Genomic DNA, 20,691 nt, shown 5'->3' on the forward strand with positions numbered 1-20,691 from the left:
CCGGATTCGCGACCATTCAGGCGATTCGAAAGCCAGAGGTCAGCCGCGGATATCGGTGATGATGCCGGAGAAGTCGCGGGCGGCGCCGTCGCCGGCGGCGTAGGCGGCGTACAGCTCCTGCGCCAGACGACCCATCCGGGCATCCGTCGAGGTCTGCTCGATGGCCTGCAGCGCGAGACCGAGGTCCTTCGCCATGAGGGCTCCGGCGAATCCCGGCTGGTAGTCCCGGTTCGCGGGGCTCGTGGGCACCGGGCCGGGGACGGGACAGTTCGTGGTGAGTGCCCAGCACTGCCCCGACGCCTGGGACACCACATCGAACAGGGCCTGATGCTCGAGTCCGAGCCGCTCGCCCAGCACGAACGCCTCGGCCACGGCGATCTGCGACACCGCGAGCACCATGTTGTTGCAGACCTTCGCCGCCTGTCCGAGTCCCGGTCCGCCGCAGTGCACGATGCGCTTCCCCATGATCTCCAGCAGCGGAAGCGCCGCCGCGAAGTCGTCGTCGGAGCCCCCGACCATGAACGCCAGGGTCCCGGCCTCCGCCCCGACCACACCTCCGGAGACCGGGGCGTCGATGTGCCGATGGCCCGCGGCGAGCGCGAGCGCATGGGCGGCCCGCGCCTCGTCCACCGCGATGGTCGACGACTCGATGAACAGCGTTCCGGGGCGCGCGGCCGCCAGCAGCTCCGTGCGGTAGGCCTCGATGACGTGCTTCCCCGCCGGGAACATCGTCACCACGACCTCCGCGTCCGCCACCGCCTCCGCGCCGCTCGCCGCCACGGGGATCCCGGCCGTCCCGGCCGCCTCGATCGCCGCGGGCACGAGGTCGAAGCCGTGCACCTCGTGTCCGGCGGCGACGAGGTTCTTCGCCATCGGCAGGCCCATGTGGCCCAGGCCGAGGAAGGCCACGCGGGTCATGAGGCGCTCCGCATCGACGTCGACCCCGCGGGTCGCAGCATCTCCCGCCCCACGATGAGGCGCATGATCTCGTTCGTCCCCTCGAGGATCTGATGCACGCGGAGGTCGCGGACGATCTTCTCGATGCCGTAGTCCTGCAGGTAGCCGTAGCCGCCGTGCAGCTGGAGGGCGCGGTTGGCCACCTCGAAGCCGGCGTCGGTCGCGAAGCGCTTGGCCATCGCGCAGCGCATCGTCGCGTCCGGCGCCTTCTCGTCCACTGCCTGCGCGCCGTCGCGCATCATCAGCCTCGCCGCCTGCAGGTCGGTGCGCATGTCGGCGATCGCGAAGAGGATCGACTGCTTCTCCGCCAGCGGCTCCCCGAACGCGACGCGCTCGTGAACGTACTGCACGGCCTTGTCGAGCGCTGCCTGCGCACCGCCGATCGAGCACGCCGCGATGTTGAGGCGTCCGCCGTTGAGCGCCGACATCGCGATCGCGAAGCCGCGGCCCTCGTCGCCGAGCATCGCGGACGCCGGCACCCGCACGCCGTCCATGATCACGGGACGGGTGGGCTGCGCATGCCACCCCATCTTCTTCTCCGGGGCGCCGAAGCTCAGGTTCTCCGCGTCGCCGGGGACGAGGAAGGCGCTGATGCCCCGGGCTCCCGGCTCGCCGGTCCGCGCCATGACGACGTACACCGCGGCCTCACCGGCTCCGGAGATGAACTGCTTCACCCCGGTCAGCACGTACTCGTCGCCCTCGCGGACGGCGCTGGTCGCGATGTTCGCCGCGTCGGATCCGGCTCCCGGCTCCGTGAGGCAGTAGCCGCCGAACTTCTGCATGGCGGTCAGCGACGGCAGCCAGCGCGACCGCTGCTCGTCGTCGCCGTAGGTGTCGATCATCCACACCACCATGTTGTGGATGGAGATGTAGGCGGCCACCGCAGGGTCGGCCTTGGCGAGCTCCTCGAAGATGGCGACGGTGTCGACGCGGGTGAGCCCCGTGCCGCCGAACTCCTCGCTCACGTAGATCCCGCCGAGGCCGAGTTCGCCACCGCGCTGGAGCGACTCCCGCGGGAACAGGTGCTTCTCGTCGCGTTCGGCGGCGAACGGAGCGAGCTCCGCATCGGCGAACTCCCGCACGGCGTCGAGGATCGCCTCGCGCTCCTCGTCAGTGGTGGTGACAGTGGTCATGGTCATCGCGTGTCCTTAGTGCATGGTGGGGATCACGAAGCTCGCGCCCTCGCGGATCCCCGACGGCCAGCGGCTCGTCACGGTCTTGGTCTTCGTGTAGAAGCGGAAGGCGTCGGCGCCGTGCTGGTTGAGGTCGCCGAAGCCGCTGCGCTTCCAGCCGCCGAACGTGTAGTAGGCGATCGGCACCGGGATGGGCACGTTCACGCCCACCATCCCGACCTCCACGCGTGCGGCGAAGTCGCGGGCGGCGTCACCGTCGCGCGTGAAGATGGCGACGCCGTTGCCGTACTCATGCTCGGAGGCCATGCGCAGCGCCTCCTCGTAGTCGGCGGCGCGGGCGATCACGAGCACCGGGCCGAAGATCTCCTCGCGGTAGATCGCCATGTCGGTGGTCACGTGGTCGAAGAGCGTCGGCCCGAGGTAGAAGCCCTCCTCGTGCCTGGGGACCGTGAAGCCGCGGCCGTCGGCGAGCAGCGTCGCGCCCTCGTCGATGCCCTGCTGGATGTAGCCCTCGACCCGCTCGACCGCGGCGCTCGTGACGAGGGGGCCGTAGTCGACATCCTTCGCCAGGGACGGCCCGACGCGCAGCTGGGCGACGCGTTCGGTGAGCTTGGCGGCGAGGGCGTCCGCGGTCTCCTCGCCGACCGGGACCGCGACGGAGATGGCCATGCACCGCTCCCCCGCGGAGCCGTAGCCGGCGCCGATGAGGGCGTCGACGGCCTGGTCGAGGTCGGCGTCGGGCATCACGACCATGTGGTTCTTCGCGCCGCCGAAGCACTGCGCCCGCTTCCCGTGCGCGGCCGCGGTGGCGTAGATGTACTCGGCGATGGGCGTGGAGCCCACGAAGCCGACCGCGCGGATCCGGTCGTCGGTGAGCAGCGTGTCCACCGCCTCCTTGTCTCCGTGCACGACGTTGAGGACACCGGCGGGCAGGCCCGCCTCGAGGAACAGCTCGGCGAGACGCACGGGCACCGAGGGGTCGCGCTCGCTCGGCTTGAGCACCACGGCGTTGCCGGCGGCGAGGGCGGGGCCGGCCTTCCACAGCGGGATCATGGCGGGGAAGTTGAAGGGCGTGATCGCCGCGACGACCCCGAGCGGCTGCCGCATCGAGTACACGTCGATGCCCGCCCCGGCCCCGGTGGAGTACTCGCCCTTGAGCAGGTGCGGGGCCCCGGCGGAGAACTCGATGACCTCGAGACCCCGCTGGATGTCACCCTTGGCGTCGTCGACGGTCTTGCCGTGCTCGCTCGCGAGGAGTTCGGCGAGCGAGGTCATCTCCTGCTGCACGAGGTCGAGGAACCGCAGGAGGACGCGGGCGCGCTTCTGCGGGTTGGTCGCCGCCCACGCGGCCTGGGCCTGCTCGGCGTTCCCGATGACGCGGCGCACCTCCTCCGCGGATGCGAGCGGCACGCGGGCCTGCACCGCCCCGGTGCTCGGGTCGAAGACGTCGGCGAAGCGGCCGTCTTCCGGGGTGACATGCGTTCCGCCCACGAAGTGCGGGATAGTACGGGTCATTGTGCGACATCCCTCCGTGCCCTCTTTGGCACATCGGCGAGTTTACTCCGACGACCGTGAAAATACGAGGACGTCCTTGCATCTCTTGTCGTCGGGCAGACGAGTGGCCGCACGGCGCCGTTCGCCCCTCGTTCACCCGCTGGCCACCTGGGCCGATTACAACTGCAGATGCACGGCACAGACTCAGACCGGATCGGGTAGTCGCGTCTCCCGTGCACACGGTGAGCACTCTCGCTCCCGAGACCCCCGCCGAATCGGGTCGGCGGGGGTCTTCTTCTTCCCTTCGAACCCAGCCCGACAGCAGCGGTGGGAGCGTGGGGGCATGGGACGACGACACGAGCTTCCGGCCCGCTTCGGGGTGGACTTCGCGGTACGGACGGCGCGACTGCACGGCGTGAGCCGCGGTCGATTGCGCGGATCCGACCGGACACTTCTTCAGCCACGAGACCGCGGCCTCGATCTGGGGAGGCCCGCTACCACTCGCCTTCGACGACCGCGGGAGCGTCGCGACGGCGGACGACCTCGCCCTCCACGTCAGCGCGTCCGGCGGGATCCCGTTCCCTCGCGCCCGCGGCGTGACCGGACACCGCACGCTGTCCAGCCTCACCTCGATCCGTTATCGGGACGGCCTCCGGGTGACCGCCCCCGCCGCGACCTGGGTCCCCCTCGACACGCTGCCGCTCGCGGACCTGGTGGCGCTCGGCGACTACTTCTGCCGACGCTGGAGGCCGGGGGTCGGGCGGCCGGATGTCGCGTGGCAGCCCTGGGCGACGATCGATGAGCTGCGGGAGATGCTGGCGGCATCCGGCCCGGATCTGGAGCCAATCGCGCGACTCGAAGGAGAACTAGAATCGACCAGGCGCCGCGACCCTGGCGCCGTCGCCCCGCGTCCGCACCCCGACGCCGCTCACCCCGAGGACCGCACCATGTCCGCATCCGCCCCTGTGTCCGAACCCGTCACCGTCTCCATCCGCCGCGAGGTCGACCCGGAGCGCATCGCCGAGGCGACCGCGTGGGTGCAGACCGGGGTGAACCTCGCGACGAAGTACCCGGGCTTCCTCGGCTCCGGCTGGGTCCGTGCCGGCGAGGACTCCCAGGTCTGGCACATGCTCTACCGCTTCGCGAGCGAGGACGCGCTCACCGCGTGGGAGCAGTCCGGGGAACGCGCGTGGTGGCTGTCGATGGGCCAGGGCTTCGTCCGCAGCGAGAGGTCCAAGCGCCGCTCGGGCATCGAGGGCTGGTTCGACGAGCCGTCCACCGGCTCCATCCCCGTCGTCGACCCGGACGGCACGACGAGCACCGTGACCGTCGCCCCGGCGCCGCCGCGGTGGAAGCAGGCCGTCTCGATCTGGCTCGGCTTCTTCCCCGTGAACCTCGCGTTCACCTACGCCATGAGCCCGGTGCCGGGATGGGACGTCGTTCCGCTGTGGCTCCGCGTGCTCATCACCACCCTCGTGCTCACGCCGATCATGACGTACTGGGTTCTGCCGTTCGTCACGCGCTCCCTGCGGAACTGGCTCGCCCGCTAGCGGAACCGCCTTCTCAGGAGCCGGACTCCGACCCCGGGGTGACGCCCTTCTTCGCCGGTTCCACGAGTGACAGCGGATCGGCGATGTCCTCCAGTGACTTCCCGGCCGCACTGACGCCGAACACACCACACACGACGCCGCCGAACATCATGATCGCCGCACCGAGCACGTACCCCCAGAACAGCGGACCGCGGTCGCCCGACTCCGCGCTCGCGCCGATCAGCGCGCCGTAGAGCACCGGAGCGACCGCGCCGACGAGCTGCCCGATGGAGAACACGTAGGAGATCACCTGGCTGCGCAGTTCGAGCGGGAAGATCTCGCTCACGGTCAGGTACGCGGCCGATGCTCCGGCCGAGGCGAAGAAGAACGACGCGCACCAGAACGCCGTGTGCGTGCCCGCGTTCAGCACACCCGCGTTGAAGAGGAAGGCGCTGACGAGCAGGATCAGACCCGCGAGCACATAGGTGCCGAACAGCATCCGCCGACGGCCCCACGTGTCGAAGAAGTGGCCGAGGATGAGGGCGCCCGCGAGGTTGCCGACCGCGAAGACGATGAAGTACTGCGATGCGGACGCCGGCGGGGTGTCGTAGAAGTTCTCCAGCACGAGCGCGTAGGTGAAGAAGATCGCGTTGTAGAGGAAGGACTGCGTCACCATCATCGTGATGCCGACGAGGGTGCGCCGCGGGTACTTCTTGAACAGCACCTTCGCTATCACGAGGAGCGGGACGCTGCCGTACTCCTTGACCGTGATGGCCTTGCTCTCGTCCACGGGCTCGATCGACTTGCCCTCCTTGCGGATGCGCTCCTCGATCTCGTCGACGTTGCGCTCGGCCTCCTCCTCGCGGCCGTGCGTCATCTGCCAGCGGGGGCTCTCCGGGATGTGCCGCCGCAGCCAGATGATGAGGATGCCGAGGATCGGACCGACGAAGAAGCTCAGCCGCCAGCCGATGTCGGCGGGGAGGAGGTCGGTGTTGAGGAAGAACATGTTGGCCACGGCGCCGAGCGCCGCACCGCCCCAGTAGGTGCCGTTGATGGCGATGTCGACGCGGCCGCGGTACTTCGCGGGGATGATCTCGTCGATGGCCGAGTTGATGGCCGCGTACTCGCCGCCGATGCCCGCGCCGGCGACGAAGCGCCAGATGTAGAAGAACCAGGGGGCGAACGCGAGACCGGCGACGGCCGATCCGACGAGGTACACCCCGAGCGAGAGCAGGAAGAGGTTCTTGCGGCCGAGGCGGTCGGCGAGGCGGCCGAACACGAGGGCGCCGAACACCTGGCCGAGCAGGTAGCAGGTGCCGGCGAGGCCGACCTCGGCGGGACCCATCCCCAGCGTCTGCGCGTAGCCGTTAGCCGCGACGATCTGCACCTCGAGGCCGTCGAGGATCCAGGAGAACCCGAGTCCGACGACGATCATCCAGTGGAAGCGCGACCAGGGGAGCCGGTCCATGCGCGCGGGGACGAGCGACCGGACCTCCTTGACGGTGACGTCGGACGCGGACATGGGGCCTCCTTCTCGCGGGACATGCTTTAGTCCCGGATCCGGTTTACTCCTCCCCGAAATCCGCCGCATCCGCTTGACCCGGGGGCCGTCGGCACGCTACTGCTCCGAATCGCGCGAATGGCTCCATCCCGCGGTGAGATGGAGCCATTCAGGCGATTCGAACGGAGGGGTCAGCCGGCCACGTGCCGCTCGTCGGGGCCGTCGTAGTGGGACAGCGGACGGATCAGGGCGTTCGCGCCGGCCTGCTCGATGACGTGGGCCGTCCATCCCGTCACCCGCGCCGCGACGAACAGCGGCGTGAAGGTGAGCGTGTCGAAGCCGATGAGGCTGTACGCGGGGCCGGACGGGTAGTCGAGGTTCGGGTGGATGCCCTTGCGCTCGACGAACTGCGACTCCAGCGCGTCGTACAGCTCGGCGACGTCCTCCCGGCCGTAGTGCGCGACGAGGGTGTCGAGCGCGGCCTTCATGGTCGGCACCCGTGAGTCGCCGTTCTTGTAGACGCGGTGTCCGAAGCCCATGATCTTGCGCTTCTCCGCGAGAGCCTTGTCGAGCCAGGTCTCGACGGCGTCCGCCGATCCGATCTCCTTGAAGATGTGCAGCACGGCCTCGTTCGCCCCGCCGTGCAGCGGGCCCTTGAGCGCACCGATGGCCCCGACCACAGCCGAGTAGATGTCGCTGAGGGTCGAGGTGATGACCCGGGCGGTGAAGGTCGAGGCGTTGAAGGAGTGCTCGGCGTAGAGGATCATCGACCGGTTGAAGGCGTCGACCACGACGTCGTCGGCCTCTTCCCCGAAGGTCATCCAGAGGAAGTTCGCCGAGTAGTCGAGGTCGTCGCGCGGAGGGATGAGCTCCTGGCCACGACGGCGACGCTGACCGTAGGCGACGATGGCCGGCAGCGCCGCGAACAGGCGGATGCTGCGCGCCAGGTTCTGCTCCGGGCTGCCACCGGCGTCGAGCACCGAGCCGCCGGCCTCGGGGTCCGATGCGCCGATCAGGCTGACCGCGGTGCGCACCTCGTCCATCGGATGCGCCTCGAGCGGCACGAGATCGATCGCGGCCTTGACGTTGTCGGCCAGGGCGCGGTGCTTGCGCTCCTCCAGCCGGAACGCGGCGAGCTCGTCGCCCGTCGGCAGCTCGCCGTTCCACAGCAGGTACGCCACGGCCTCGAAGGACTGCGTGTCTGCGAGCTCCTGCACGGGATAGCCGCGGTAGAGCAGGCTGTTCGTCTCGGGGTTGACCTTCGAGATCGCGGTCGTGTCGACGACGACGCCCGCGAGGCCCTTCTTGATGTCCGGCTCGGTCATGGTCACTCCTTCGTAACGGTGAAGTTGAAGACGCCGGAGTCGAAACGGTTGTACGACTCGTAGTCGATCAGCTCGTAGAGGTCGGCGCGGTGCTGCATCTCGCCGAGCTTCGAGGTCAGGTGCCCCTCGTCGTTCAGCGTATCCAGTGCGCGGCCCGCGGCCCCCATCGAGATGCGCAGCAGCGACACCGGCCAGATGACCATGCGCACCCCGGCATCGCGGAGACTGTCGACGGAGAACAGCTCGCTCTTGCCGAACTCGGTCATGTTCGCGAGGATCGGCACGTCCAGCGCCGCGGCCATGGCCTCGAACTCGCCGATCGTGCGCATCGCCTCGGGGAAGATCGCATCGGCTCCCGCGTCGACGAGCGCCTGGGCCCGGTCGATCGCCGCGTCCAGCCCCTCGATCGCCCGGATGTCGGTACGCGCCATGATCAGGAAGTTCTCGTCACGGCGGGCGTCGGCGGCTGCGCGGATGCGCTTGATCGCGGTGTCCTCGTCGACCACGGCCTTGCCGTCGAGGTGGCCGCAGCGCTTGGGGTTGACCTGGTCCTCGATGTGCGTTCCCGCGAGGCCGGCGTCCTCGAGCTCCTGGATCGTGCGGGCGACGTTCATCGGCTCCCCAAAGCCGGTGTCGGCGTCGACGATCGCGGGGAGGTCGGTCATCCGGGCGATCTGCTTCGCCCGCCCGGCGACCTCGGTGAGCGTGGTGAGGCCGATGTCGGGCAGGCCGAGGTCGGCGGAGAGCACGGCGCCCGAGATGTAGACCCCCTCGAACCCCTTCTGCTCGATCAGTCGGGCGCTCAGGGGGTTGAACGCGCCGGGGAAGCGCAGCAGCTCCCCGGAGGCGAGCCGTTCCCGGAACAGGCGCCGCTTCTCGGCCGGCGTCGTGGTGGAGTACAGCATCAGTTGCTCCCCTTCGATCGGTGTTCACAACTCAGGAGACCGGCGGGGGAAAGTGCCGTGTAGGCGGTCAGCCGACGCGTTCCGCGCCGATTCTCCTGAGTTATGAACGGCGTGGGCATCAGAACAGACCGGCGGGCGCCGCGGCGTCGTCGAGCAGACCCGGCTTCGCGACGATCGAGAGCTCGGCGACCTCGGCGGCCGTGAGCTCGGGCAGGCGCTGCACGAGCTCCAGGAACCGCTCGATCTCAGCGGCCTCGAGCACGGGCTCCGCGAGCAGGCGGAACTTGGCGATGTAGTTCTCCCGTGCGAACGGTCGGGCACCGAGCGGGTGGGCGTCGGCGACGGCGATCTCGTCCACCACGGCCGAGCCGTCGGTGAGGCGGATCTCGACGCGGCCGCCGAAAGCCTTCTCGTCCGGGTCCTCCGAGTGGTAGCGGCGCGTCCACTCCGCGTCCTCGGCCGTGGTGATCTTGTGCCACAGGGCGACCGTGTCGGCCCGGCCGGCGCGCTCCGGCGTGTAGGAGTCGACGTGGTGCCAGCCGCCGTCCTGCAGCGCCACCGCGAAGATGTACGGGATCGAGTGGTCGAGCGTCTCGCGGGACGCCGTCGGGTCGTACTTCTGCGGGTCGTTCGCACCCGAGCCGATCACGTAGTGCGTGTGGTGGCTGGTGTGCAGCACGATCGAGGCGATGTTCGCGGGGTCGCGGAGCGCCGGGTTCGCCGTGCCGAGCTTGCGGGCGAGGTCGATCCACGCCTGCGCCTGGTACTCCGCGGAGTGCTCCTTCGTGTAGGAGTCGAGGATCGCGCGCTTGGGCTCGCCCGCAGCGGGCAGCGGCACCTCATAGGCGGCGTCCTTGCCGTCGAGCATCCAGGCGATCACGCCGTCCTCGCCTTCGTAGATCGGCGCGGGGCTCGTCTGTCCGCGCATCGCCCGGTCGACCGCCTCGACGGCCATCTTGCCGGCGAAGGCCGGGGCGTGCGCCTTCCACGTGGAGATCTCGCCCTTGCGGCTCTGCCGGGTGGCGGTCGTGGTGTGCAGCGCCTGGCCGACCGCCTGGTAGATCGTGTCGACGTCGAGGCCGAGGAGGGTGCCGATGCCGGCGGCGGCGGACGGGCCGAGGTGCGCGACGTGGTCGATCTTGTGCTTGTGCAGGCAGATCGCGCGCACCAGGTCCATCTGGATCTCGTAGCCGGTGGCGATGCCGCGCACGAGCGCGTTGCCGTCCTTGCCGGTGTGCTGCGCGACCGCGAGGATCGGCGGGATGTTGTCGCCCGGGTGCGAGTACTCGGCGGCGAGGAACGTGTCGTGGTAGTCGAGCTCGCGCACGGCCACGCCGTTCGCCCAGGCCGCCCACTCCGGGCTGGTGCGGCGGTCGAGCGGTGTTCCGAAGAGGTTGGCGCCGGCACCACCGGTGGACACGGGGTGGCTGAACGCCTGCGCGCGGGCTGCGACGATCGGCGCACGGGTGAGGGAGGCCGCGGCGACGGACGCGTTGTCGATGATGCGGTTGATGATCATGTCGACGACGGGCTGCTCGACCTCGACCTGGTCGACCGCGACCTCGGCGATCTTCCAGGCGAGCTGGTCCTCACGGACGAGGTTCTCGGAGCTGGCGTGCACGCGGACGTGGTGGGTGACGGTCATGAGTGTCCTTCGCTGTCGGGGAGGGAGTCGAGGATGCCGGTGAGCGCGTTGTGCAGGTGCACATGCGTGGCATGGGCGGCGAGGTCGCCGTCGCGGGCGGCGAGCGCCTCGGCGATCGTGCGGTGCTCGGCCGCGGAGGCGGCGAGCCGCGCGGGCTTGTCACGGGCCATGCGCCGCACGCGCACGAGGTGGGTGCGGACGGTGCGCAGCGCCGCGGCGATGTAGTCGTTGGCGACGGCGTCGTCGAGGGCCGCATCGAACCGCGCGATCAGCGCGTAGTAGGCGTCGCGGCCCTCCGCCCTGGTGAGGTCCACGTGCGCGAACTCCGCGGCGAGCGCGGCGAACCGGTCGGCGTCGCCCCGGACGGCCGCGAGGCGGGCGGAGGTCTCCTCCAGCGCGCGGCGGATCTCGAACAGGGACCGGATGTCGTCGGCGTCGAGGTCGGCGACCACGGTGACGCGGGGCGACTGCTGCACGACCAGACCGTCGGCTGCCAAACGACGCAGCGCCTCCCGCAGCGGCGTCCGGCTCACGCCGAGGCGCTCGGCCTGCTCCACCTCGCCGAGCACGAAACCGGCCGGCAGCTCCCCGGACTGGATGCCGTCCAGGAGCGCCGCATAGGCGCGATCACCCATGGACGTGCGCTCGACCGGGAGGACCATATCGCCAGTGTATACATAAATGGCCCCAGCAGGCCACCTGTCTTGCTCAGGCGGTGCATTCGTATACATAATCTCCGCCCAGCCGTTCCCCCATCCGGGCACAGCTTCGGAGACCGCCGGGGACACGCCGCACGGCGGGGCCGGGGGCCGGCGTGTCGGCCCTGGAGTCCGAAGTTGTGCGCGGAGACGCCGCTCAGGTCGCGGGGCGGGGCTCGCCGAGCTTGACCACGACCACGCCGGTGAGCACGAGCACGCCACCGACGGCCTGCAGCGGGCCGGGGAGCTGGCCGAGCAGAAGCCAGCCGAAGAGCAGGGCCGCTACGACCTCGGCGAGCGCGACGAACGAGGCGAGCCGCGAGCCGAGCATCCGTGTCGAGACGATGCCGAGCACATACGCGAGGGCCGTCGCGATCACGCCGATCGCGAGCACCGGCACGAACCAGGGCACCGCGCCGAAGCGGTAGTCGACGTCGGCGGTCGTCCACGCGAAGGGCAGCACCCCGACGAGCGCGGCGAGACTCAGGCCGACGGCACCGAGCAGCAACCCGCTCCCCGCGAGCGCGATCGGCGGGATGCCGGTGTCGGCCCGGGCGGACAGCACGAAGTAGCTCGCGGCCCCCACCATCGCACCGAGCGCCCAGAGCACCCCGGGCACGTTCACCTGCGCACCGGTGACGATGTCGAGCATGAGGACGAGCCCGACGAAGGCGATGCCGGCACCGAGGACGCTGCGCCGCGTGGGACGCTCTCCCCGACGCAGCCAGAGCCAGAGGAGCACCGCGACCGGGGCGGTGTACTCGATGAGCAGAGCGATCCCGACGTCCATCACCGCCACGGCCTGGAAGTAGCAGAGCTGGGTGGCTGCGACGGCGAGCAGGCCATAGGCGGCGACCATCCCCGCGTTCTGCCGGAGCGCACGCCACCGTCCCCGCAGCGCGAGAAGAGTGGGGACGAGCAGCACGAGCGCCGCGACCCACACCCGCACGGTGACGGCGGCACCCGGCGTCCACCCCGCATCGATGAGTCCGCGCGCCCAGGCCCCGGAGGACCCGAACGCGAAAGCGGCGGCGATCGCGAGCGGGAGGCCGAGACGCACACTCGCCCGTGTGCTTATCGTGTCATCAGCCACGGTGCTCATGGGAGATGACGCTACGCCGACGGGAGTAAGCTGTCAACATGGTCTTCACCGATGACACCGAGGACGCACTCCGAGCGGCGGTCTGGCTCGCGAATTCGGCGGAAGAGCCGGACACCCTCGTGGATATCGACGACGAGAAGACCTTCCTCCAGGTGTTCCCGTACACGGGACGGGTCGACAGGGACGCGGTGGAGCTCGACGACCTCCGCGCTCTGCGCCCGCGGCTCCGTGCCATGCTGCTGGCTCCGCGCGACGAGATGGCCGGGCACGTGAACGCCGCTCTCGCGGAGGTGCGTCTGACCCCGCGGCTCATCCGTCACGACGAGCTGGACTGGCACCTGCACGGCCTCGCCGATGAGCGCCCGCTGGCCGAACGCGTGCTCGTGGAGACGGCGATGGCTCTGATCGACGTCATCCGCACGGACGAAGGCTCTCGCCTCACCGTCTGCGCGGACGAGGCCTGCCAGGCGATCGCGCTCGACCTCTCCCGCAACCGCTCCAAACGGTACTGCTCCACGAGCTGCGCCAACCGGAATGCCGTGGCCGCCTACCGCGCTCGTCGCGCCGCCCGCTGACCGCGGCACCCACCACGCTCGGAGGCCGCCCTCTCCGAGCGGGATCTGATGCTGCCCGCTCTTCACAAACGATTATCGATTAGTGTAATGTCGCGAGCGGCCCTCCCTCATGCATCAGGAAAGGATCAACGATGATCAAGGCCCGAGTCCTCCCCCTCGCCGGCATCGCGGCGGTATCCGCCCTCGCCATCGCCGGCTGCTCGACCACCGCCGGTGACGACGGCGGCGATGCCGGCGGCGACGTCACCGTCCGCATGCTCGTGAACGTCACCCCGAACCTGACCGAGGAGTTCTGGAACGACCTCGTCGCCCCGTTCGAGGACGCCAACCCGAACATCGACGTCGTCATCCAGAACCCGGGTGCCGAGGGGGTCGAAGCCGCCGTGCCGCGTCTGCTGGCCGCCGGTGACGCTCCCGACGTCGTGCAGTCCATCGCCCCGACGACCAAGCTCGCTCCCGAGCTCGTCGACCTCTCGCAGTACGAATGGGCGTCGTCCGGTCCGCTCGCCGACCAGTACTCGATCGACGGCAAGAACTACATGGCCGGCATCGGCGTGCAGCTGCAGAGCCTCTTCTTCTACAACAAGACCGCCTTCGAGGAGGCCGGGATCACGGAGCTGCCGACGACCGTCGACGAGCTCACGGACGCCCTCGGGAAGCTCAAGGACGCAGGGTGGACCCCCGTCCAGACCGGCGGCGACTGGATGACCAGCCACACGCTGCAGGCGCTCGGACTGCCGACCATCATCGCCGACGACCCGGAGTGGTTCCAGGACATCTCGGCGGGCGACGTCACGTTCAGCGAGACCTACGGCGACGCGGTCGAGACTTACGCGGACTGGGTGTCCGAGGGGTACATCCCCGGCGACGCCCTGGGCATCAAGTACCCGGATGCCGAGCAGGCCTTCCTCTCCGGCAAGACCGCGGTGTACTCGATGGGCAGCTGGTTCGCCGGCACCCAGGCGAAGGCGACGGACTCGGCCGACATCGGCGTCTTCCGCGCCCCCGCGATGAGCGCCGACGAGCAGCCCGCGATGGGCGCCAACATCGCCAGCCCCTACTCGATCCTCAAGGCGAGCAAGAACCAGGATGCCGCGGCGAAGCTCATCGAGTTCCTCACCACCGACCAGACCGCGGTGAGCGACCAGCTCGCTGTCGACGGCAACTTCCGCGACGGCTACGAGTACGACATGACGCCGCTCGGCGAGGAGCTGCTGCAGATCGTCGCCGACACCCCCGCCGAGGCCTACACGCCCACCGGCGGCGGCTACGGCGAGCGCACCCTCCCCGACGGTTACGCGGGTGAGATCAACACCCAGACCCAGGCCCTCCTCGGCGGCGCGCCCGCCGACCAGGTGCTGCAGGCCATGGACGACTGGTTCGCCGCGAACGCCGGCTGACCCTCGAGGAGCCGGGGACGCACCGTCCCCGGCTCCTCCCCGGCGCCCCGAGCGCCCTCCCCGCTTACGCGCCACCGAGAACGAGAGTGCCGCCATGACCCCGCCCACCACGACCGCGCCGCCCCCGGCCGCGGCCACCTCCCCGACAGGACCATCGACGCCGATGAGCTCGACCCCCGCCCCGCGCCGCCGCACCGCGCTGCAGCAGTGGCGGAACCGGATCCCCGGCATCCTCATGGGAGGCCCGGCGGTCGCCGTGTTCCTGGCGATGTTCGTCATACCGATGATCCTCGCGGCGGTGCTCAGCTTCACCGACTGGAACGGGTACAGCCTCAACTTCACCTTCGTCGGCTGGGACAACTACATCAAGGCGTTCCGCAGCCCGCGCTCGATACAGGCCGCGATCTTCACGGGCATCATCGCCGTGGTCGGCACGATCCTCTGCAACGCCATCGGCCTCGCGATCGCCGCCCTCATCTCCGGGCCCGGCCGCTCGAACACGATCCTGCGGACGGTCTTCTTCTACCCGTACGTGATCAGCGCCCTCATCATCGGCTTCCTGTGGTCGGCGATGCTCTCCCCCACCGGCGCCGTCAACGGTCTGCTCAGCACGCTCGGCCTCCCGGCGATGCCGTTCCTCACGGACCCGACCTTCGCCAAGGCGAGCGTGATCTTCACGATCGTGTGGTCGCACTTCGGCTTCAACATGATCCTGTTCCTCGCCGGCATCAAGTCCGTCCCCGCGGAGTACTACGAGGCGGCGACCGTGGACGGCGCCTCGCGGTGGCAGCAGTTCCGGTCCATCACGCTGCCGCTCATCGCGCCGGTCTTCACCGTGAACCTCGTGCTCACCCTCGTCGGGCTCCTCAAGGCGTACGACGTGGTGCTGTCGCTCACCGACGGCGGGCCTGCCGGCTCGACGCAGACCATCGTGTACCAGATCCTCAAGGACTCCTTCGCGAACTCGGCCCTCGGCTTCGGCGCCGCGCAGTCCATGATCCTCCTCATCGTCACCGCGGTCGTCGGCCTCGCCGTCACCCTGGTGCGACGCCGCGCCGAGCAGAAGGCGACCGACTGATGAAGCAGACCCGCAACCGCCCGGCCCTCGCCGTCAGCGCGATCCGGTGGATCGTCCTCGGCGTCGTCGCGATCACGATGCTGATCCCGATGTACACGATGCTGATCAACGCCTTCAAACCGCAGGCCGACATCATCGAGAACCCCCTGCTGATCACTCCGCAGATGTTCACGTTCGACTACCTGTGGGCCGCGATCACGAGCAGCAAGTTCAACGTGATCGCCGCGTACGGCATCACGCTGCTGTTCGTCGTGCTGGTGAACCTGTGCTGCATCGCCCTCGCCGCGCCCGTCGCCTACGTGATCGCGCGCGGACGGTCGAAGTGGCACCTGGGACTCCTGCTGCTCTTCGTCTCCGGGCTCTTCATCCCGGGCCAGGTGACGCTGATCCCTGTGGTCTTCGTGCTGCGGGTGCTCGGGCTCATCAACACGATCCCCGGGTTCATCCTCTTCGAGACCGCGGCGACCCTGCCGGTGACGATCTTCCTGTTCACCGCCTACCTCCGTAGCGTGCCCCGCGACATCGACGAGGCGGCGTCCCTGGACGGCGCCGGTCCCATCCGCGCATTCTGGGCGTGCATCTTCCCGATCATGAAGCCCGTGGTCGCGACGGTCGTGGTGCTCAACTCGATCGGGGTGTGGAACGACTTCGTGAGTCCGCAGATCATCCTCGGGCCGAGCTCCGGGATCTACACCGTGACCACCGGGGTGTATGCGGCGGTCGGACAGTTCTCCACCGACTACACGCAGGTGTTCCCGACCCTCCTGCTGGCCGTGCTGCCCGCGATGGTGTTCTTCATCGTGATGCAGCGCCACATCATCGGCGGCCTGGTCGCCGGAGCGACGAAGGGATGACCGTGCCGGAGACCCCGCTCACCCGTCCGTTGCGCACGATCCCGGCATGGGCCGTGCTGCAGCGCCGGCTCTTCGCCGAGGTCGAGGAGGCCCGCCGCCTCTTCCGCGACCGCTACACGCTGCCGGACGGCCGCCTCCGCGGCGTCGCCGAGTTCATCGACCGCGACGGCGTGGACGACCTGTACGAGCCGTTCTTCAACTGGCCCGCGTTCTACCTGCTCGGCGGCCCCGACGAGGTCCTCGCCGACGCCAAGCGGCACTGGGAGGGCGTGACCGTGCAGCTGGCCGAGGCGGGCATGCTCGCCGAGGAGTACGACAACGGCTACGACTGGTTCCACCAAGGCGAGTCGCTGCTCTTCCTCGCCGGCATCTGCGCCGCCGACCCGGCCGACACCGCGTTCGCCGCGCGCGCCGCCCGGTTCGCGGCCCTCTTCACCGACCCCGCGAAGGGCAACTACGACGCCGAGCGCAACATGATCCGCTCACCGCACAACGGCGCGCTGGGCGCCCGCGAGGGGCTCGACGAGAAGATCGTGCCGTACACGGCCGACCGGGACGAGATGCGCCCCTACGGCCTGCCGCTGCACGGTGTGGACGGGATCGCCTCGTGGGAAGACCTCGCCGATCCCGCGCACGCCCAGCGCATGGCGGAGGAGATGCAGCGCCGCGCGGCCGGTGACATCGCCGTGAACCTCGCCGCGACCTCCCTCGCCGCGAACCGCTGGCTCTACGACGGCCACGAGGAGGCGGCCGCGTGGATCCGCCGGTACGTCGACGGCTGGCGCGCGCGGGCGGACGGCGGGCTGCTCCCCGACAACGTCGGCCCGGACGGCACCGTCGGCTCCCTCCACGACGGCCGCTGGTGGGGCGGGCACTACGGCTGGGCCTGGCCGCACGGGCTGCACTCGGTCGGCATGAGCGCCCTGATCGGTGCCCTCAACCACGCGCTCGTCACAGGCGACGACGCCGCCCTCGACCTCGTGCGCACGATGCTCGACACCGTGCTCGCCGAGGCGCGCACGGGCAGCGTCGCCGAGTCCACCTACAGCCTGCGCGGCGGATGGATGGCCCGGCTCGGTGCCGCCGCCACCGAGCCGGGTCTGCTCGTCCCCTACCGTCACGGCGCGGACGGCTGGTTCGACTACGGTCCGCTGCAACTCGACCTCCCTCTGTGGCTCTGGTGGTGGTCGCGACGGGCGTCTGACCGGGAGCGGCTGGAGACGGCGATCGCCGGTCTCCCCGACTCCACCGACCTCGTCGCGCCGTTCCGCGACAAGGAGGAGGCGGGCCACGAGGCCGGCTGGTTCGCGTATCTCTCCGGCGACCTTCCGGACTACCCGGTGCGGGCATTGGAGATGGCGCTCGGCCAGGTGGCGCGCCGTGCCGCGATGATGCTCGCCGACGACCGCGACCCCGACGCCGCGCACCTGCACTTCTGGCAGCGCGTGAACCCCGTCGTGACCGAGGTGCTGACCCAGCTCGTCGGCGGGGCTCCACAGGTGCTCTACAACGGCGGACTCGGTTTCACGGCTCTGCGCTACGAGGATGTGGACCGCGCGCGACCCGGGCTCCCGGAGGACGTCGCCGCGCTCGTGCACCGCCTCGACGACCACGGCATCGGCGTGCAGCTCGTGAACACCTCCGCCGTGCACACCCGCACCGTGCGGCTGCGCGGCGGGCGCTTCGGGCTCGACCGGATCGTCCAGGTGACCGCCACCGGGGAGGAGCCCGGCTTCTGGCCCGGCGCCTCGGGCACCTACACGGCCCCGGACGCCCCGCTCGTCACCACGACGTTCGACGTGGACGACGACCTCGTGGTGACCTTGCCCCCGGCGCACAGCGCCGACCTCGACCTGACCATCGCGCGGGCGACCGGCTCGCCGCGCCACCTGTTCCCTGAAGGAGACGCATGAGCGCCGATCTGATCCGACCCGACTTCGCCCTGCCCGTGCGGGGTGCGGCCTACGAGCGACCCTCGCGCGAGGTGGTCGACTCCTTCGACGCGATCTCCTCCGCCACCGCGTGCGCCAAGCTGCACGGGCTCGGGATCCGCCGCAGCTACATCGACGGGCCGGAGCCGCTGAGCCTCGGTCAGCGCGTGGTCGGCTCGGCGCTGACCCTGCAGTTCATGCCGCAGCGCGAGGACATGGCCTCCGGCGACGGTCAGGAGTACGCCGAGCGGCACACCGCCCTGTGGCACGTGCTCGAGGCCGTGCAGCCCGGCGACGTGCTGGTGATCCAGGCCTACGGCAGCCGCTTCTCCGGGTGCATCGGCGACATCCTGGCGCGTTACTTCGCACGCAAGGGCGGGGCGGGGATCGTCGTGGACGGCCGCATCCGCGACGCCGGCCGCATCCGCGAGCTCGGCATCCCGGTGTGGTCGACGGGCACGACCCCGCACTACGCCTCGCAGTCGGAGCTCGTGCCGTGGGCATACGACGTGCCGGTCGCGGTGGGCGGTGCGCTGTGCATGCCGGGCGACCTCGTGGTCGCCGACGACGACGGCCCCGTCGTGGTGCCGCAGGCGATGGCGCCGCAGGTCGTGGACGACGCGCGCGATCATGAGGAGTGGGAGGTGTTCAGCCGCCGCCGCCTCGACGAGGGCGCGCGCCTGAGCGACTACTACCCGCTGACCCCCGACAGCCGCGAGGAGTACGAGGCATGGCGTTCCGTCCAGAGCTCCGTCCGCTGAACCCCGCCGTCGCCGCGCGCGACGACGTCGGACTCGGTTGCGCGCCGATCGGCAACCTCTTCGCCCCCGTGGCGGACGCCGACGCGGTGGCCACCGTGCATGCGGCGCTCGCCCGGGACGTGCGGTTCTTCGACACCGCGCCCCTGTACGGGTCGGGTGAGAGCGAACGGAAGCTCGGCCTCGCCCTCCGCGACGTCCCGCGCGACGACTACGTGATCGCGACGAAGGTCGGCCGGGTGCTCGTCGATGCGGACGGCCGGCCGGTCTCGGGAGCCGCGAGCGGGCACGACTCGGTCGTCGATCTCAGCAGGGACGGCGTGCGGAGGAGCCTCGACGGCAGCCTCGCCCGGCTGGGCGTCGATCGCGTGGACGTGCTCCATCTGCACGACCCCCTGGACGTGGAGGCGGCGTTCGCGACAGCACTCCCGGCGCTCGTCGAGTTGCGCGACGAAGGAGTGGTGCGCGCGATCAGTGTGGGCCTCGGGCGGCTCGACCCCCTGGAGCGCTACGTCGCCGAGGCGCCGCTCGACGTGGTGATGGAGGCCGGACGACTCACTCTGCTCGACCGCACCGCCCTGGACCGGCTGCTGCCGACCGCGGCGGCCCGCGGCATCGGGGTGCTCGCGGCCGCCGTGTTCAACTCCGGCATCCTCGTCGACCCGGTCGGCTCCCCGTTCTTCGAGTACAAGCCCGCACCCCCGGAGCTCCGGGAGCGGGCGCTGCGGTTGCAGGCCGTGTCCGCGACGTACGGCGTGCGGCTCGCCGACGCCGCGGTGCAGTTCCCGCTGCGGCACGGTGCGGACGCCGTGGTCGTCGGGGCTCGGACGCCCGCGGAGGTGGACGCGTTCGTGGACGGCCTCGATGCCGAGCTGCCCGCCGCGCTGTGGGACACCCTCGACGCGGAGGCCGCGTGATCGCGCGGCGCAGGAGCTGACGTGCGGATCGTCGACGCCCACGTGCACCTCTGGGATGTGGACGCCGTGCCGATCCCGTGGTTCCGCGACGATCTCGGACTCCCGCGGCATGCCGCGGCCGCAGACCTCGGGCGGGAGCTGACGGACGCCGGCGTCTCCTCCGCCATCGCCGTGCAAGCAGCGGACTCGGTGGCCGAGGCGGAATGGCTGACGGCGACGGCCGCCCGGGACCCGTACCTGCGGCGCGTGGTGCTGCAGTACACCCCCGCGCCGGGACGGGCCGCCGGCGCCACCGCAGTCGCGTTCTCTCCCGCCGTGGTCGGCGTGCGCGCCGCGGTGCCGCAGTACGCCGCTGACCTGTCCGATGTGGACGGCCTCGACGCCCTCGCCGACCACCTGGGCGCGACCGCCCGCACCCTCGAACTGCTCATCCGCCCGGAGCAGCTTCCCGCCGCGGCCGCCCTCTCCCGACGGCACCCCGGCACCGCGATCGTCCTCTGCCACCTCGGCCTCGGCGCACGGACGGCCGATGCCGCATGGCTCTCCGCCCTCGCCGAGGCCGCGTCGGCTCCGGGAGTGTCGGCGAAGGTCTCCGGGCTCGACCTCGCGGCGCGCGGGGCGGACGAGTCGCAGGAACTGCTGCGCTCCGCATTCACCCTCTTCGGCGCGGACCGGCTGATGTTCGGCAGCGACTGGCCGATGTCCACGCGGACCACGACCTACGCGGAGGTGCTCGCCGCGACCCGGCGGGCCCTTCCTCCCCTGTCCCCTTCCGAAGCTCGAGCATTCTGGTCCGGCACCGCCGACCGCCTCTCCCCCTTCACGGCCTAGCCCCCCGTCGCAGATCCTCACCGCGTCGCAGGGACTCTGGTCACCCGTGCGACCTCGG

The 20,691-nt window shown here is 70.5% G+C and carries 18 protein-coding genes; 9 read left to right on the forward strand and 9 right to left on the reverse strand.

Annotated features, from left to right (window positions below; all coding sequences use genetic code 11):
- Window positions 1-39: 39 nt before the first annotated feature.
- The 3 genes from mmsB to MICNX66_RS14745 are packed head-to-tail and all read right to left on the reverse strand — an operon-like array spanning window position 40 to window position 3,605.
- Window positions 40-918, reverse strand: a complete 879-nt coding sequence (gene mmsB / locus MICNX66_RS14735; RefSeq protein ID WP_187662489.1) for a 3-hydroxyisobutyrate dehydrogenase — start codon at window positions 916-918, stop codon at window positions 40-42.
- Entirely contained in the window at window positions 915-2,096 is a 1,182-nt protein-coding gene (locus MICNX66_RS14740; protein ID WP_187662490.1) for an acyl-CoA dehydrogenase family protein, read from the reverse strand. The genes mmsB and MICNX66_RS14740 overlap by 4 nt, the downstream gene beginning before the upstream one ends.
- Before the next feature lie 9 nt (window positions 2,097-2,105).
- The gene (locus MICNX66_RS14745; RefSeq protein WP_187662491.1) at window positions 2,106-3,605 is read right to left on the reverse strand and encodes a CoA-acylating methylmalonate-semialdehyde dehydrogenase; all 1,500 of its coding nucleotides are present in this window, start codon (window positions 3,603-3,605) and stop codon (window positions 2,106-2,108) included.
- A 944-nt stretch (window positions 3,606-4,549) separates the two neighbouring features.
- Between MICNX66_RS14745 and MICNX66_RS14750 the strand changes: the two genes are divergently transcribed.
- Window positions 4,550-5,134: an antibiotic biosynthesis monooxygenase gene (locus MICNX66_RS14750; protein WP_187664235.1), complete on the forward strand. Its 585-nt coding sequence runs from the start codon at window positions 4,550-4,552 to the stop codon at window positions 5,132-5,134.
- Between the two features lie 13 nt (window positions 5,135-5,147).
- Here MICNX66_RS14750 and MICNX66_RS14755 read toward each other — a convergent pair whose 3' ends face one another.
- The 6 genes from MICNX66_RS14755 to MICNX66_RS14780 all read right to left on the reverse strand — a co-directional run bounded on the left by MICNX66_RS14755 (window position 5,148) and on the right by MICNX66_RS14780 (window position 12,289).
- Window positions 5,148-6,635, reverse strand: a complete 1,488-nt coding sequence (locus tag MICNX66_RS14755) for an MFS transporter (protein ID WP_187662492.1) — start codon at window positions 6,633-6,635, stop codon at window positions 5,148-5,150.
- A 170-nt stretch (window positions 6,636-6,805) separates the two neighbouring features.
- Complete coding sequence (locus MICNX66_RS14760; RefSeq protein ID WP_187662493.1) at window positions 6,806-7,939, reverse strand: bifunctional 2-methylcitrate synthase/citrate synthase; 1,134 nt, start codon at window positions 7,937-7,939, stop codon at window positions 6,806-6,808.
- 2 nt (window positions 7,940-7,941) lie between these two features.
- Entirely contained in the window at window positions 7,942-8,844 is a 903-nt protein-coding gene (prpB, locus tag MICNX66_RS14765; protein WP_187662494.1) for a methylisocitrate lyase, read from the reverse strand.
- Between the two features lie 118 nt (window positions 8,845-8,962).
- Window positions 8,963-10,489: an MmgE/PrpD family protein gene (locus tag MICNX66_RS14770; RefSeq protein WP_187662495.1), complete on the reverse strand. Its 1,527-nt coding sequence runs from the start codon at window positions 10,487-10,489 to the stop codon at window positions 8,963-8,965.
- Window positions 10,486-11,151, reverse strand: coding sequence for a GntR family transcriptional regulator (locus tag MICNX66_RS14775; RefSeq protein ID WP_187662496.1), 666 nt, complete (start codon window positions 11,149-11,151; stop codon window positions 10,486-10,488). Before MICNX66_RS14775 ends, MICNX66_RS14770 begins: the two co-directional genes overlap by 4 nt.
- Before the next feature lie 193 nt (window positions 11,152-11,344).
- Window positions 11,345-12,289, reverse strand: a complete 945-nt coding sequence (locus MICNX66_RS14780) for an EamA family transporter (protein WP_187662497.1) — start codon at window positions 12,287-12,289, stop codon at window positions 11,345-11,347.
- 38 nt (window positions 12,290-12,327) lie between these two features.
- Between MICNX66_RS14780 and MICNX66_RS14785 the strand changes: the two genes are divergently transcribed.
- The 8 genes from MICNX66_RS14785 (at window position 12,328) to MICNX66_RS14820 (ending at window position 20,633) form a co-directional block, all read left to right on the forward strand.
- Window positions 12,328-12,864, forward strand: a complete 537-nt coding sequence (locus MICNX66_RS14785) for a CGNR zinc finger domain-containing protein (protein ID WP_187662498.1) — start codon at window positions 12,328-12,330, stop codon at window positions 12,862-12,864.
- Between the two features lie 131 nt (window positions 12,865-12,995).
- The gene (locus MICNX66_RS14790) at window positions 12,996-14,264 is read left to right on the forward strand and encodes an ABC transporter substrate-binding protein (protein WP_187662499.1); all 1,269 of its coding nucleotides are present in this window, start codon (window positions 12,996-12,998) and stop codon (window positions 14,262-14,264) included.
- Window positions 14,265-14,358: 94 nt separating this feature from the next.
- Window positions 14,359-15,342 (forward strand): carbohydrate ABC transporter permease, encoded by a 984-nt coding sequence (locus MICNX66_RS14795; protein WP_232089107.1) that lies wholly within the window; start codon window positions 14,359-14,361, stop codon window positions 15,340-15,342.
- Entirely contained in the window at window positions 15,342-16,196 is an 855-nt protein-coding gene (locus tag MICNX66_RS14800) for a carbohydrate ABC transporter permease (protein ID WP_101848193.1), read from the forward strand. The genes MICNX66_RS14795 and MICNX66_RS14800 overlap by 1 nt, the downstream gene beginning before the upstream one ends.
- Window positions 16,193-18,109, forward strand: coding sequence for a hypothetical protein (locus MICNX66_RS14805; protein ID WP_187662500.1), 1,917 nt, complete (start codon window positions 16,193-16,195; stop codon window positions 18,107-18,109). The genes MICNX66_RS14800 and MICNX66_RS14805 overlap by 4 nt, the downstream gene beginning before the upstream one ends.
- On the forward strand, window positions 18,106-18,888 hold the full coding sequence (locus tag MICNX66_RS14810; RefSeq protein WP_187662501.1) for a ribonuclease activity regulator RraA: 783 nt from the start codon (window positions 18,106-18,108) through the stop codon (window positions 18,886-18,888). The genes MICNX66_RS14805 and MICNX66_RS14810 overlap by 4 nt, the downstream gene beginning before the upstream one ends.
- Window positions 18,858-19,802 carry an aldo/keto reductase gene (locus tag MICNX66_RS14815; RefSeq protein ID WP_187662502.1) on the forward strand — a complete coding sequence of 315 codons (945 nt, stop codon included), beginning with the start codon at window positions 18,858-18,860 and terminating at the stop codon, window positions 19,800-19,802. Before MICNX66_RS14810 ends, MICNX66_RS14815 begins: the two co-directional genes overlap by 31 nt.
- A 21-nt stretch (window positions 19,803-19,823) precedes the next feature.
- Window positions 19,824-20,633, forward strand: coding sequence for an amidohydrolase family protein (locus MICNX66_RS14820; RefSeq protein ID WP_187662503.1), 810 nt, complete (start codon window positions 19,824-19,826; stop codon window positions 20,631-20,633).
- Window positions 20,634-20,691 lie beyond the last annotated feature (58 nt).

Source organism: Microbacterium sp. Nx66, from assembly GCF_904066215.1.
Taxonomy (GTDB): domain Bacteria; phylum Actinomycetota; class Actinomycetes; order Actinomycetales; family Microbacteriaceae; genus Microbacterium; species Microbacterium meiriae.